Origin of the sequence: uncultured Pelagimonas sp., from assembly GCF_947498515.1 — a bacterium.
Classification (GTDB): Bacteria; Pseudomonadota; Alphaproteobacteria; order Rhodobacterales; family Rhodobacteraceae; genus Pelagimonas.
The window spans coordinates 148,362-163,070 of the sequence record NZ_CANMKO010000005.1 but is presented as its reverse complement, the minus strand read 5'-3'; the positions used below and the strand labels follow the sequence as shown (position 1 = coordinate 163,070).

Below are 14,709 nucleotides of genomic sequence, written 5' to 3'. Positions count from 1 at the left end.
TTCCCCTGCGAATTATTTGAGTTTTTGATTGGCTCGCCCGGTAACGCTAGCGGAAGAGCCGATCTTTTTGTGCCTTCTAACCGTGATCGGTAGGTTAGGCAGATTCACCTGACAAAATGGCGTTGATTTTCTTGTCGGCATCGGCGGTCAAGTTGGAGGTTACCACCTCGCCCCCAAATGGCTTGAGACGTTCCAGAACCTTGTCCGGTGCGCCGGTGCGGCCTGCGATGAACAAGATCGCCTTACCACCTTCCAGCGCATCGGCGGTTTGTTTCATCAACTCGTCGGAAATGCCGGCATCGGACATCCAACCGCTTAGCGCGCCACCCGCGGCGCCACCGGCCAAACCCGCCAAGGCAAGCCCGGCACCACCGGTGGCAACCCCGGCGATTGCACCGATCAAGACACCCCACCATGCGCCACCCATGGCACCGGCGGCGGTCAGGTTGACGGCTTGGTCTAGCTTGACCTCACCCTCTTCTTTGTAAACGACAACTGCGTCTTCCAGCGTCAGCAAGTGTTCCTGCGCCAGTTTGGCACATTCCATACGTGCATTGCGGGCAGTTTCGACATCGTCCATCATGATTGCAACAAGCTGCATAGATCAGACTCCAGTTTTAATTAGCGATAATGGAAGGGAGGAAGCGACTCGAGCGCGTCCTTGGTGGCGTTTGGCAGAACCAAATCGCCGCTATCAGTCAGAGCGAAAGCGGGGGTCGGCAAGGCAATCAGTTTGTGGCCGACACTCAAGAAGCCAGCGACATTGACGATAACAAAGGTTGCCTGACCGTCCTGAGACAAGATCGCATCGTTGACGTAGCCAACAAGTTTGCCTTGCTCATTGTAAACCTTGCCGCGCAACAGCTCTTTCATGCTCCAACCCAGAGCAATGATTTGAACGTCAAGGTCTTGATATTCAAGCTTTACACCACCCGCGACATGGGCTCGTTCTTGCGCAGTGACAGGAAGCGCAACTGTTGCCAGTGCAGCTGTCAGGGCAAGAGAAGTCAAAATCTTCATATGACACCTCTAGTTATATTTTGTATTTTGGGAAAAGTCCGAGCGCGTGTCGGTGGAGTGCGGCACCCAAATAAATGGGTGCCGCATCAGGTTTGTTTAGTCACCCACAGCTGAGAGCATCTGCTCAACAACTTGGTCGACAGAGAAGCTTGCAGGCTTCTGACGTGGTGGGAACTCTTTGAACGTGGCAAGGAATTCACCGACGTAAACCTGAGCTGGGACCAGCAAGAAGACGCGGTCAATCATCCAGTCGTAATAGGTGTTGGACGTACGGTAGGCGCGCTCATAAGGATCACGACGCAGGTTGAAGATCAAAGGCGTACGAAGCGGTGTCCATGGTTCGATCCATGCACGCAGCGTGGTGTATTCCTTTTGCTCCATGAACAACATTTTCCAATCCTGGTAACGCAGAGCGGTCAGCTCGCCGGTATCAGCAAAGTAGAAAATCTCGTTCCGTGGGCCAGCTTCCTCTTCGCCAGTCAGGTGCGGCAAGAAGTTGTAGCCATCGAGATGGACGTTGTATTCACGGCCGATGGCCTGAACGCCGCCTTCAAGAAGCTGTTCCTTGATGTTGGGGTTGCCAGCAGCGGCCAAGTAGGTTGGCAGCCAATCCATGTGGTGCATGATTTCGTTGGAAACCGAGCCGGGCGCAATTTTGCCAGGCCAGCGCACCATGGACGGTACCCTCCAACCACCTTCCCAGTTGGTGTTCTTTTCACCAAAGAAGGGGGTCGCCGCCGCATCGGGCCACGTGTTGTAGTGAGGGCCGTTATCGGTGGAGTAGTGAACGATGGTGTTGTCGGCGATGCCGAGTTCATCAAGCGTTGCCAGCAGTTGACCGACATGCAGATCGTGTTCGATCATACCGGCCTGATACTCATCTACGTGTTTGCCGACGATCTCGTCTGCTTTGGCACGCATTTCGTCTTTGACGTGGGTCCGGAAGTGCATCCGTGTGCCGTTCCACCAAACGTAGAAAGGTTTACCCTGTTCATTGGCGCGCTTCATGAAGTCGATGGCACCAGCAACGGATTCTTCGTCGATGGTTTCTTGACGCTTCTTGGTCAGCGGACCGGTATCTTCAATTGAGCCATCGGCGCTGGATTTGATCACACCGCGTGGGCCAAAACGCTCGCGGAACTCAGCGTTCTGCGGATAGTCTTCGTTTTCGGGCTCTTCTTCGGCGTTCAAGTGGTACAGGTTACCAAAGAATTCGTCGAAACCATGGTTGGTTGGAAGATGCTCGTCTTTGTCGCCAAGGTGGTTCTTGCCGAACTGGCCAGTCATATAGCCTTCGGCCTTGAGCAGGCCAGCGATGGTTGGGTCTTCTTCTTGCATACCCAAGTCAGCACCGGGCAGGCCAACTTTGGACAGGCCTGTGCGGAACACCGATTGGCCCATGATGTAAGACGAACGGCCAGCGGTACAGGATTGTTCACCGTAGTAGTCCGTGAAAATCATGCCTTCGTTGGCGATGCTGTCGATGTTGGGGGTGCGATACCCCATCATGCCCATCGTGTAGGCTGAGATATTGGAACGGCCAATATCGTCACCCCAGATTACCAAAATGTTTGGCTTGTCCTGGGCCAGAACGGCGCTGGGAACGATCAGAGCGGCCGCAGTTGCAGCCCCCAACGCCCATTGCCTAAAACTGTTTGTTTTTAACATATTGCCACCTGCTGTTGAACTAAACGTTTTTTATTGAAGCATGTTTTGAACGACCGCTCAAGAGATGCGCCGGTTCACTTCAACCGCAAGTGTAAAGCCTTTCTCCCCTTATCGTGTCGGAAAACACGCAAGCGGGAGCCAATTTTTTCGGGTCCGCGGGCTGAACGCCCGCGGGGTTGATTTCTTCACGACAATAACCAGCGGTTAGAGAAGATTTGTGAGGTCTACGGGGCGTTTAAGGTGCCATGACTTTGTCGCTGCATCGGCCAAAACCTGGGCGCTTAGCCCATCGGACAGATCGGGCGAAGGGGCCTTGCCGTTTTCAATAGACTGGACGAAATGCGTCATCTCTGCGCGGTACGCGGCCTCATAGCGTTCCAAGAAGAAATGCTGGGCCGGGGCTTTACGAAATCCCGATTCGGTTGCAACCTCGACGGTGTTTTCAAGCATGTTTTCCGCCCGTAACATGCCTTTGGCACCGTGCACTTCTATGCGTTGGTCATAGCCGTAGATTGCCCGCCGCGAGTTCGAAATCTGGCAGATTTTGCCGCTGGCGGTGGTTAGGGTCACCGCGGCGGTGTCGACATCGCCGAGTTTGCCGATCTCAGGATCGACAAGAGACGACCCAACCGCAAAGAGGCTAACAGGATCCTCCCCAAGCAAAAACCGCGCCATGTCCAGATCGTGGATCATCATATCGCGAAAAAGCCCGCCCGAGCTTTGGACGTAAGACAACGGAGGTGGGGAGGGGTCACGAGATTGGATGTTAACCAGCTCAACAGACCCGATTTCACCGGCCTCAATCCGGGCCTGCACATTGGCAAAATTCGGATCAAACCGGCGGTTGAAGGCGGTCATAAACGGCACGCCGGCTTTGGCGACAACTTTGGCACAGTCGCGAATGCGATCGGCCGACATATCGACCGGTTTTTCGCATAGGATCGCTTTGCCTGCCGCTGCTGCGGCGTGGATCAGATCGTAATGCGTATCGGTTGGGGTTCCGATCACCACGGCGTCAACCTTATCCGATGCAATCAAGGCCTCTGGCGACATGACCTGAGCATCCGATTGGGCGGCCAAGGCTTGGGCCGGGTCGGCAAAGGCGTCTGCCACGGCGGAAACCGTTGCCCCGTCTATTTGTCCTATTGAGCGCGCGTGAACCACGCCGATCCGGCCACAGCCGAGAATTCCTAACCGTACCATTTCAAGCCCCCTTGAACGCGCTAAGCACACGGCGGGCCGCGGCCACCACCGGATCATGTGTTTCGCTTAAAATCTGGACCCGGTCAAAGCGATCTGGGTCTCGCGTGACCGCATCGCGCAGGGCCTCACCAAAGGCCATCCGCAGCTCGGTTCCGATGTTGAATTTGCAGATATGAGAGCCGCGCGCCAAAGCCGTGCGTTGGGCCATAGGAACGCCGGACCCGCCGTGAATAACCAACGGAACGGTTGTAATGGCTTGGATGGCGTGAATGCGTTCTTCATCAAGCCCGGCACCATCTTGTTGTTGCAAATGGACATTGCCAACCGAAATGGCCATCGCATCGACGCCGGTTTCCACCGCGAATTGCGCGGCCTCTTTGGGGTCTGTTCCGGCCGAGTTTTCGCCACCCGAATAGCCGACAAACCCAATCTCGCCCTCACAAGACACACCCGCAGAATGCGCCATCTCAACAATGGCGCGGGTTTCGGCAATATTCTCGGCAAGCGGTTTGCGTGACCCGTCAAACATCACCGAGGTAAAGCCGCTGTCGATGGCCTCGCGGCATTCGTCAGAGGTGTATCCGTGGTCCAAATGGGCAACAACCGGAACGCTGGCGGCTTCGGCCAAGTGGCGGAACATTTTTCCCAAAACCGGCAATGGGGTATGGGCCCGGCAACTTGGCCCGGCTTGCAAGATCACCGGGCAGTTTTCGGCCTCGGCGGCGGCAACAAAGGCCCGCATGTCTTCCCAGCCAAGCGTGACCAAACCGGCCACTGCGTAGCCATTTTTCAGAGCGGGTTGCAGGACATCTGCAAGTGTAACAAGGCTCATTTGAACTTGGCCACCATGTCCATGATGCCCGGAATCGTATGCAGCTGTGCCTCATGTGTGGGTTGGAAATATTGCTTCAAACTGCGCTGCGTGAGTCCACCCAGAATGGTAAAGTAATACATCTGATACCCGGGAAGCACCGCACAGGGGTGATAGCCTTTGTCGATCATAACCGTGGACCCATCCATGATGTGATAGGCATCACCGGGTTTGTTGTCTTCGCGTTGCAACATCTGAACACCCGAGCCGTAGTTGGGCTTGAACCGAAAGTTGTAGGTTTCGTCGTGCCGGGTTTCATCGGGAAGACGGTCGGTGTCGTGTTTATGGCTTGGAAACCCAGACCAGCCGCCTTCGCCGACGGTGAACAATTCGGACACCAAGAGACGGCCGACCTTGTCATGGTATTTTGTGCCAAGGATGTGTTTGATTTTGCGATGAGTTTTGGTGTCGTCCGACCCGTATTGCACGGTGTCGAGATCGGCGGCGCGCACGTCAAAGGGTTCTAGAACCTTGTCGTATTTCGCCCCGGCAATAAAGGTTTCAGTGGCGTCGGTTTTGCAGGTGATGCGCACTTTGGCCCCCACCGGCACATAAACCCCTTCTGGGTCACTATCCCAGACATCTTCGGTACGCAGGCCGAGATCAGGATAGAACGCCCCATCAACCTCGACATCGACGGTTCCGGTGGCGGGAACCACACAGGTTTCATATCCCGGCACGGCGTATTCAAAGGTCTCGCCTTTGCGTAGCTTTACGATGTTGAAATAGTTCAGCGGCACCAGATCATCATCGGCATCGACGATGGGTTTGTTTTGGTTGTCAAACGGCGCAATGTGCATAGCGTTTCCTTTAAGATCCTGTTGGACCGGACTGCGTGGCAAGAAACGCGTCCAGCTGAGATGTTGTTGGCATGGAAGGGGCGCAGCCCGGCTTGCTGACCACAATCGAGGCGCAGGCAGACCCGCGTAGGACCGCTTCTTTTATTGGGCGGCCTTCGGCGATACCGGCCAAAAGACCGGCCATGAAACTGTCACCGGCCCCGTTGGGTTTTACCGCAACAGCCGGGTAGATTCCGGTGCGAATTTCTTCGCCCTTCCATAGTGTTATCGCCCCTTCTTGACCCATTTTGTAAATAATGAACTTGCCTTTGGCGGCCAGTTCGCGAGCCTTGTCCAACCCTTTGTCGATCCCACCGGCCATAAATCCGAACTCTTCGTCATTGCCGACAATCAGATCGCTTTCTTCGCCAGCGCGCGACAGGACGTCCGCCGCCACCTCGGCCGAGGGCCAGCTATAGGGGCGATAGTCGATGTCAAAAATCACCGGAATGCCGGCGGTGCGCGCGTTTTCAAACGCCTTGAATGTTGAGCTGCGCGAGGGCTCGGCGGCAAAAACCGTTCCGGCGGTTATCAGCGCGCCGAAACTGCTATAATCAACCCGATCCACGTCTTCGTTGGTGACCTGAAAATCCACGGCGTTGTTGCGGTAAATACATAGCTGAAAGTCATCCATCGTGCTTTCATAAACGGCGAGGGAAATGCGATATTCGCCATCCAGAACCCGGATATATTGCGTATCAACGCCGTACCCGTTGAGCTTGTTGGTGCAAAACCGCCCCACCGTATCGTTGGAAACAGAGGTGACAAGCGCCGATTTCATGCCAAGTTTGCACAGGCCCGCGCAGATATTGGCCGAGGAACCTCCCAAGTCGGCTTTGAACGTTTCGGCGTGTTCGGCCTTGGTGCCCGGTGGGTCGGCGAACATGTCCATTCCCGCGCGTCCAAAGACTGCGAAGTTGCCTTGGCGAATGCCGTCGATCAGGTTCATGTGCGGCCCTCGGTATTGCCCGCTTTTGCGGCATCCAGAACCTCTGGATAGGGGTAATTCAGGCCGAGCAATTGGCGCATGTCCGGGCTGGCTTGTTCAAGAAAGGATTGGGGGAGCGCCGCTGGCATGTCTTCCATGGGTTTGACCCATTTCGGCAGATATTGGATCAACACGGCACTGCGGTCATGATCGGCTTTGTTGGGCATGGCGCAATGCCAAGTCACCCCATAAAACAACGCGACATCGCCCGGTTCGCCGAGCATTTGCTCACAGCGATCAAAAAACTTGTCCTCGGCGGTGGGATAACGCAGCTCTTTTTGGCTTCCAGGAAGGTATCCGGTGGCCCCGCTTTCTTTGGTGAACGGGTCAAGAAGAACGGAGACCTGTGCATTCATCGGAAAGGATCCGTTAAAGCCAACCGGGTGTGTTTCGGGTTTGTGAAAATCCCAATAGGGATAGTCGACATGGGGTTCTTGGCCGGGGCCACCGGGCAAAATGCGGTTGGCCGCAATCGACCCCATGATGAATTCAGTGCCAAGAAAGGCCCGCAGGATATCCATCAAAACCGGATGCGCCGCCATGCGCGAAAACACCTCCCCCTTGGCCAATAAATTCCAAACCCGGCGTTGCAGTTTGAGCTGACCGGTTTCTTCGGCGGAGCCTTGAAAATGTGTGACCTTGGGTGTTTCTGCCTCGGAATGCTCCATGATGATGGCGCGGGCGTCGGCAATCTCTTCTGGTGAAAAGAGGCCGGAAATCGCCACGGCCCCACCGCCATGCAACAGCTCATGAACAACGTCATCGGGGGTGGCGGTTTGGGCGGTAAAGCGGCGCATTAGACACCCCTCCGTTGATTGGCGCGACCCTGTTCCCAGTCCAAATGGGCCTCGCGGACACGGTCGCTTTCGGTGATATGAGGGGTGCCGCATTCCCACCATGTGTGGCCTTCGGTGGTCCAGCCTTCATAGGCATCGACATTCATCACGATGACATAGGTTTTGTCGCTGGCTTTGGCGCGTTTGAACGCCTCGGCAAGGTCAGCGGGGTTTTCAACGCGTTCCGAAACGGCCCCCATCGATGCAGCGTGCGCCACGAAATCCACGGCAAACGGGTTGGTTACGGTCGGGCAATCGGCAATCAGGTTGTTGAAGCTTTCATTCCCGGAATTGTTTTGCAGCTTGTTGATGACGGCAAAGCCGCCATTGTCGAGCAGCATCACAATGAGCTTCTTTTGGCTAAGAACCGAAGAGTACAGATCGGAGTTCAGCATCATATAGGACCCGTCACCGCAAAAAGTGATGGTGTCGCGGTCTGGTTCCTGTTCGGCTTGGGCGATGCGGGCACCCCAGGCTCCGGCGATTTCATAGCCCATACAGCTAAAGCCGAACTCAACATCAACGGTGCCGATATCCAATGTGCGCCAATTGGCGGTGACTTCGGCGGGCAAACCACCGGCCGCGGCAACCACGCGATCGCGTTTGTCACAAAGGGCGTTCACCACGCCGATGGCCTGAGCATAGGAATTGGGCCGATTGCCGGGTTTGACGTTTTCCGCGACATATGCGTCCCACGACTTGCGTTCGTCTTGGGCGAGTTGCGTCCAGTCTTGCGGGGTTTGATACCCAGAAACAGCCTCGGCCAAGGCGTTAAGCGCCAATTTGGCGTCCCCCACAACCGGTAGCGACATGTGCTTGCCCGCATCATGGCGCGCCGCATTGATTGAGATAAACCGTGCATCTTGGGCAAATGCCGTCCAAGACCCGGTTGTAAAATCCTGTAACCGGGTGCCAACGGCGACAATCACATCGGCTTTTTCGGCAACAGAATTGGCAGAGTTCGAGCCGGTGACACCAATAGGTCCGATGTTTAACGCGTGCTCGTTGACCAAATTGGCCCGACCGGCGATGGTTTCGACAACCGGTATCTGATGCGCTTCGGCGAATGCGGTGAGTTCGGCCACGGCGCGCGAGTACTGAACACCGCCCCCGGCGATGATCATTGGGCGCTTGGCGGATTTGAGCAACGCGGCAGCATCAGCGATTTCATCGGCATCTGGGGTGACGCGGCGAATGCGGTGTAGCTTTTTCTCAAAGAACACAGCCGGGTAATCATAGGTCCAGCCTTGCACATCCTGAGGCAGGCCAATGAAGGCGGGGCCACAATCGCCGGGATCAAGCAGGGTTGCGATGGCGGCGGGCAGGGATTGGATGACTTGTGCCGGATGGGTGATGCGATCCCAATAGCGCACAACGGGTTTGAATGCGTCATTGACCCCAAAGGTCGGGTCATTGAAATTCTCCATCTGTTGCAAGACGGGATCGGGCAGACGGGTCGCATAGGTATCCCCGCACAAAAGCAACATCGGAAGGCGGTTGGCATGGGCCAAGGCGGCGCTTGTCACAAGGTTGGACGTGCCCGGTCCGGCGCTGGCGGTGCAGAACATAAAACGTTGGCGCAACCACTGTTTGGCATAGCCCGCGGCGGCGAATCCCATGCTTTGTTCGTTTTGACCACGATAGAGCGGGAGCTCGTCTTGGACGTTGTAAAGCGCCTCGCCCAAGCAGGTCACATTGCCGTGGCCAAATATACCAAATCCGCCACCACACAGGCGCATTTCCGTGCCATCAATCTCGATGAACTGATTGGAAAGCCAGCGAATAATCGCCTGCGCCGTCGTTAGGCGAATGGTGTCTGTTGTCGATGTCATGTCAGCGCGACCCCTTTGGGAAATTTCGGCACAATGCCGAATGCAGCTTGCGAGTTTTCGAATCTCACGATACTGATTTTGCAACCGGTTGCAACAAATTGCAAAGCGAATTTCAAAATGGCGAGGTCAAGATGGCGGAAATCGGCATCGGAATCATAGGTGGCGGCTATATGGGTAAGGCCCATTCGGTTGCCATGTCTGCGGTTGGCGCAGTGTTCAACACCGGATTGCGCCCCCGGCTTGAGATGATCTGTGCGTCAAATGAGGCGAGCGCCGAGCGATATCGCACCGCCTATGGCTTTGCCCACGGGACCGGTAACTGGCAAACTCTGGTTTCTGATCCAAAGGTCGAGGCAATTGTGATCGCCTCGCCACAGGAAACCCATAGGGCCATCGCCGAAGCGGCTTTTGCGCTTGGCAAGCCAGTGTTTTGCGAAAAACCTCTGGGCGCTTCGATCGACGACAGCGCCGCGATGATGCAGGCCGCAGAGGCGCATCATTGCATCAACATGATCGGATTTAACTACATCCGCACCCCGGCAAGCCAATTTGCCCGCCAGCTGATTTCGGACGGAGCCATTGGGGACATCACCATGTTCCGAGGCGAACATACCGAGGATTTTCTAGCCGATCCCAACGCCCCGGCAACCTGGAGAACCAGTGGCGATGCCAATGGGACCATGGGCGATTTGGCACCGCATATGATCAATGGTGCCTTGGCCTTGATGGGGCCGATGACACGGGTGATGGCCGAGATTGAAACGGTTCACCAAACGCGCCCCGGTGGTGCCGTCACCAATGACGATCATGCGCAAATGATGGTGCGGTTTGAAAACGGTGCCATGGGGCAGATGTTCTTTAGCCGTGTCGCAACCGGTCGCAAAATGGGCTACGCCTATGAGGTGACGGGCACCAAGGGCGCGATCCGCTTTGATCAAGAAGACCAAAACGCCCTTTGGCTTTATCGCCGCGAAGGCCCCGAGGCCACGCAGGGGTTTACCAAAATCCTAACCGGACCGGCACATCCAGATTATGAGCCCTTTTGCCTCGGGCCGGGTCATGGCACCGGCTACCAAGATCAAATCATCATCGAGGCACGCGATTTTCTGCGTGCCATTGAGACCAAAACCAACATCTGGCCAACCTTCCGGGATGGTCATGAGGTTAATCAAATCATCGCCGCAGCACGTGTGTCTCATACGCATGGCACGTGGCAAGACATCGCAACGTTTTGAGCAACGGAGACGCCCAAGATGACAATAAAAATAGGTAATGCGCCCTGTTCCTGGGGTGTGGAATTTGCTCAGGACCCGCGCAATCCAGCCTGGAAAACTGTGCTGAAAGAATGCGCAGAGGCGGGATACAAAGGTATCGAATTGGGCCCGGTTGGCTTTATGCCAGAGGATCCGGCTGAGCTGGGTGATGCTTTGGCTGAACATGATCTCGAGCTGATCGGTGGCGTGGTTTTCCGGGCCTATCATGACCCGGACGCATGGGATGACGTGCTTGACGCCACACATCGCACCGCCAAGGCGCTCAAGGCGCATGGGGCTCAACATTTGGTGTTGATCGATTCCATTTCGCCGCGCCGGGCCCCGACTGCGGGTCGCGTAAGTGAAGCGGAGCAAATGGATGCCGCCGAATGGGCCGCCTATCGAGGGCGCATCGCGGAATCTGCCCGTATTGGGGCCGAAGAATATGGGCTCACCGTTGGCATTCATGCCCATGCGGCGGGCTTCATGGATTTCGAACCCGAGCTAGAGCGGTTGCTGGACGAGGTGGCTGAAAACATCCTCAAGATCTGTTTTGACACCGGCCACCATTCCTATGCGGGCTTTGACCCGGTGGCGTTTATGAAGAAACACATCAATCGCATTTCCTATATGCATTTCAAAGACATCGACCCCAAAGTGAAGGCGGATGTCATTTCCAATCGGACCGGATTTTATGACGCTTGCGGCCAGGGCATCTTTTGCAAACTGGGGCAGGGGGATGTTGATTTTCCTGCGGTACGTCAGGTGTTGTTGGATGCTGGTTTTGAAGGCTGGTGTACGGTTGAACAGGATTGCGACCCCAATCTGGACGTGACACCGATGGAAGACAGCCGTTTTAACCGTGAATATCTGCAAAGCATCGGCTTTTAAGGTTTAGGGAGACATCACCATGACCAAATTGAAATGGGGTATGATCGGTGGCGGCGAAGGCAGCCAGATCGGCCCGGCCCATCGTCTCGGTGCTTTGGCCGATGGTCGTTTTGAAATGACGGCGGGGGCGCTTGATCATCGCCCTGATGTCGGGCGCGAATACGCGCAACGCCTTGGGGTGGCTGCGGACCGGGCCTATGGCAATTGGCAAGAGATGCTGGCGGGGGAAAAGGGTCGCGATGACCGGATTGATCTTGTCACGGTGGCGACGCCAAATTCCACGCATTTCGAAATCACCAAGTCCTTTCTTGAGGCCGGGTTCAATGTGCTCTGTGAAAAGCCGATGACCATGACGGTGGAAGAAGGCGAAGAGATCGTCAAAGTCGCGGAAAAGTCGGGGAAAATCTGTGCTGTTAACTACTGCTACAGCGCCTACCCGATGGTGCGGCAGGCCCGCGCAATGGTGCGTAATGGTGAGCTTGGCAAGGTGCGGTTGGTCGTGACCAACTTTAGCCACGGCCACCACGGCGACGCGACCGATGCCGACAATCCGCGGGTGCGTTGGCGCTATGATCCGGCCATGGCCGGGGTGTCCGGACAGTTCGCCGATTGCGGGATTCATGCGCTTCATATGGCTGGATTCATTGCCGATGATGAGGTGGAAACCCTCTCTGCGGATTTCGCCTCGACGATTTCGAGCCGAGAGTTGGAAGATGACGCGATGGTCAATTTCCGCATGGCCAAAGGCACGGTTGGTCGGCTTTGGACGTCTTCCGTGGCGATCGGGCGCCAACATGGGTTTGATATTCAGGTGTTCGGTGAAACGGGCGGGCTTCGTTGGGCATCGGAACAGCCGAACCAGTTAATCTATACGCCGGTTGGTGGCCGCACGCAGATCATCGAAAAGGGCGAAGGTGGGCTTCACGAAGATGCGCAGCGCCTAAGCCGCGTGTCCATCGCCCATCCCGAAGGGTTTCCACTTGCTGTGGCCAATATCTATTGCGATTTAGCCGATGCGATTTCAGGCGAAACCCGTGACGGATTGCCAAATGCCGCCGATGGCGTGCGGTCAATGGCGGCCGTACACACGGCTGTTGCTTCGGCCAAGGCGGATGGCAAATGGATGGACGCGCGTCCGTCGATCTTTCGCTAGGCCTTATGGGGCGGGGCGCAATGTGCCCCGTTCCACCACCGAACATGGGAAAATCCGCGCCTCTGGATAGCGATCCGGTTCGTCCAGCATCGCAACCATAAGTTCAATGGTGGAGGTGATGATTTGGCGGATCGGCTGATGAATTGTGGTAAGGTCGATGCTTTCCCAGCGGGCCATTTCCATATCGTTCAATCCAATAACACCAACATCCTCAGGGACTTGCAGGCCGCTATCCTGCAATGCCGACAGAACGCCGATTGAAAGAACATCGTCGCCACAGAAATAGGCGTCTGCTGGGGCTGACTTCAAAAGCCGCAACATCTCTTGGCGTCCGGCTTCAAAACTATATGCTTTGGCAAAGGAGTATGTGGTTTTGACGTCCGGGTGTGCTGCCATTTCCGACATGAAGCCAGTGTAGCGGTCTTGGGTTGATGTTGCGCTTTCCGGTCCCCCGAGAAACGCGACTTTTTTGTATCCGCGTTCGACCAGGGTTCGTGCCGCCATGCGCCCACACTCGACGTTGTCGATCCCGACGACATGCACCTGTGGCGCCGCAGAATAGCGCCCAAAGCTATGAACAACTGGTACGCCAGCATCGCGAAACGCCTTGGCAAATCCTGGTGGCAAAGTCGACGAGGCAACCACAACACCATCAACAGAGTATTGTCGTAGCATACGCACCGACGTCGCCGGATCCGTTTCATCGGTTAAATTGACAAGCAATGGTCGCAGGCCGCGATCTTGCAAGCCGCGCGTAAACAGGTCGAAAACCTGTAGGAAGATCGGGTTGTGAAAGTTGTTGGACACCAGCCCAATCAGTTTTGTTCGCCCTGTCGTTAAAGAGGATGCCAAAGCATTCGGGCTATACCCCAATTCTTGAGCGGCCTTTTCCACCTTGCGACGCATTTTTTCGGAAACCGAAGCTCCATCTGTAAAGGTGCGCGACACCGCAGACCGGGAAACCCCGGCTTTTTCTGCAACCTCTTTCAATGTCACGGCCATAAAGAGCGTCTTTCTTTCGCTTATTTTAGCCTGTTTACCCTGCTTTTAAGGGGATCGCACCCAAAAAGCGGCGACTTGATTTTGCAACCGGTTGCAAAATGGATCGACCTATGGTTTAACTTGAGTCGGAGAGGCGGAGAGAAACGGCTCTTGCACCTGAACAAGGTGATTTCTGGGAGGAAAATATGACGTCTTTATTCAAGAAACTGATGCTGGCAACCGCGCTGGTCGCAGCCCCAATGATGGTGGCGACAACGGCCTCGGCCGAGGGTGAAAAATACATCCTGGTCAGCCATGCACCAGACAGTGACAGCTGGTGGAACACCATCAAAAACGGCATCGCATTGGCCGGTGAGCATGTGAATGTTGAGGTTGAATACCGCAACCCACCAACCGGTGACTTGGCCGACATGGCGCGGATCATCGATCAGGCGGCGGCCTCTGGCCCCAACGGCATCATCACCACATTGGCCGATTACGACATTCTCAAGGGTCCAATCATGGCCGCTGTTGATAGCGGTGTTGATGTGATCATCATGAACACAGGCTCCCCTGAACAGGCGCGCGAAGTGGGCGCTTTGATGTATGTTGGTCAGCCTGAATATGATGCGGGTTACGCGGCCGGTCTTCGCGCCAAGGGCGACGGCATCGGTAGCTTCTTGTGTGTGAACCACTATATCGTTCAACCTTCTAGCCAAGAGCGTTGCCAAGGCTTTGCCGACGGTTTGGGTATCGAACTCGGCAGCCAGATGATTGACGCGGGTCAAGACCCTGCAGAAGTCAAAAACCGCGTATTGGCGTATCTCTCCGCCAACCCGGATACCGACGCTGTTCTGACGCTTGGCCCAACCTCGGCTGATCCAACTTTGTTGGCGCTCGAAGAAAACGGCATGGCCGGTGACATCTACTTCGGGACCTTCGATTTGGGTGGCGAGATCGTCAAAGGCATCAAATCCGGTGTGATCCAGTGGGGCATCGACCAGCAGCCTATGTTGCAGGCCTATATGCCTGTCATCGTGATGGCCAACTACCATCGTTACGGCGTTCTGCCTGGCAACAACATCAACTCTGGCCCTGGTTTCGTAACCGCCGATGGCCTTGAAAAAATCGAAGAGTTCGCGGGCGAATACCGCTAATTCCTCCTCTTCGGGCG

14 protein-coding genes are annotated in these 14,709 nt (G+C 55.7%); 4 read left to right on the top strand and 10 right to left on the bottom strand.

Annotated elements, in window-relative coordinates; genetic code table 11:
- Positions 1-94: 94 nt before the first annotated feature.
- The 9 genes from Q1A43_RS11150 to iolD all read right to left on the bottom strand — a co-directional run bounded on the left by Q1A43_RS11150 (position 95) and on the right by iolD (position 9,257).
- A complete protein-coding gene (locus Q1A43_RS11150) occupies positions 95-601 on the bottom strand; it encodes a DUF1269 domain-containing protein (RefSeq protein ID WP_299923544.1) in 507 nt (168 codons plus the stop codon).
- 20 nt (positions 602-621) lie between these two features.
- Positions 622-1,020 (bottom strand): PRC-barrel domain-containing protein, encoded by a 399-nt coding sequence (locus tag Q1A43_RS11145; protein WP_299935101.1) that lies wholly within the window; start codon positions 1,018-1,020, stop codon positions 622-624.
- A gap of 96 nt (positions 1,021-1,116) precedes the next feature.
- Positions 1,117-2,688, bottom strand: a complete 1,572-nt coding sequence (locus tag Q1A43_RS11140) for an arylsulfatase (protein ID WP_299935098.1) — start codon at positions 2,686-2,688, stop codon at positions 1,117-1,119.
- 204 nt (positions 2,689-2,892) lie between these two features.
- Complete coding sequence (iolG, locus tag Q1A43_RS11135; protein ID WP_299935096.1) at positions 2,893-3,891, bottom strand: inositol 2-dehydrogenase; 999 nt, start codon at positions 3,889-3,891, stop codon at positions 2,893-2,895.
- Between the two features lies 1 nt (position 3,892).
- Positions 3,893-4,723, bottom strand: coding sequence for a class II fructose-bisphosphate aldolase (locus Q1A43_RS11130; RefSeq protein WP_299935093.1), 831 nt, complete (start codon positions 4,721-4,723; stop codon positions 3,893-3,895).
- Positions 4,720-5,562, bottom strand: coding sequence for a 5-deoxy-glucuronate isomerase (locus tag Q1A43_RS11125; RefSeq protein WP_299935090.1), 843 nt, complete (start codon positions 5,560-5,562; stop codon positions 4,720-4,722). Before Q1A43_RS11125 ends, Q1A43_RS11130 begins: the two co-directional genes overlap by 4 nt.
- Positions 5,563-5,572: 10 nt before the next feature.
- Positions 5,573-6,550, bottom strand: a complete 978-nt coding sequence (gene iolC, locus Q1A43_RS11120; protein WP_299935087.1) for a 5-dehydro-2-deoxygluconokinase — start codon at positions 6,548-6,550, stop codon at positions 5,573-5,575.
- Entirely contained in the window at positions 6,547-7,386 is an 840-nt protein-coding gene (locus Q1A43_RS11115) for a phytanoyl-CoA dioxygenase family protein (RefSeq protein ID WP_299935084.1), read from the bottom strand. The genes iolC and Q1A43_RS11115 overlap by 4 nt, the downstream gene beginning before the upstream one ends.
- On the bottom strand, positions 7,386-9,257 hold the full coding sequence (gene iolD, locus Q1A43_RS11110; RefSeq protein ID WP_299935081.1) for a 3D-(3,5/4)-trihydroxycyclohexane-1,2-dione acylhydrolase (decyclizing): 1,872 nt from the start codon (positions 9,255-9,257) through the stop codon (positions 7,386-7,388). Before iolD ends, Q1A43_RS11115 begins: the two co-directional genes overlap by 1 nt.
- A 131-nt stretch (positions 9,258-9,388) precedes the next feature.
- On the opposite strand from iolD, the gene Q1A43_RS11105 reads away from it, so the two are divergent.
- From Q1A43_RS11105 to Q1A43_RS11095, 3 genes are read left to right on the top strand one after another with little or no spacing between them, the layout of a single operon-like run.
- Entirely contained in the window at positions 9,389-10,492 is a 1,104-nt protein-coding gene (locus Q1A43_RS11105; protein WP_299935480.1) for a Gfo/Idh/MocA family oxidoreductase, read from the top strand.
- A gap of 18 nt (positions 10,493-10,510) precedes the next feature.
- Positions 10,511-11,401, top strand: a complete 891-nt coding sequence (locus Q1A43_RS11100) for a TIM barrel protein (protein ID WP_299935079.1) — start codon at positions 10,511-10,513, stop codon at positions 11,399-11,401.
- Positions 11,402-11,420: 19 nt separating this feature from the next.
- A complete protein-coding gene (locus Q1A43_RS11095; protein WP_299923518.1) occupies positions 11,421-12,554 on the top strand; it encodes a Gfo/Idh/MocA family oxidoreductase in 1,134 nt (377 codons plus the stop codon).
- A gap of 3 nt (positions 12,555-12,557) precedes the next feature.
- On the opposite strand, the gene Q1A43_RS11090 is transcribed toward Q1A43_RS11095, so the two are convergent.
- Positions 12,558-13,556, bottom strand: a complete 999-nt coding sequence (locus tag Q1A43_RS11090; RefSeq protein WP_299935076.1) for a LacI family DNA-binding transcriptional regulator — start codon at positions 13,554-13,556, stop codon at positions 12,558-12,560.
- Between the two features lie 185 nt (positions 13,557-13,741).
- Here Q1A43_RS11090 and Q1A43_RS11085 point away from each other — a divergent pair, with 185 nt between their 5' ends.
- Positions 13,742-14,692 carry a sugar ABC transporter substrate-binding protein gene (locus tag Q1A43_RS11085; protein WP_299923512.1) on the top strand — a complete coding sequence of 317 codons (951 nt, stop codon included), beginning with the start codon at positions 13,742-13,744 and terminating at the stop codon, positions 14,690-14,692.
- The last annotated feature ends 17 nt before the right edge of the window (positions 14,693-14,709 follow it).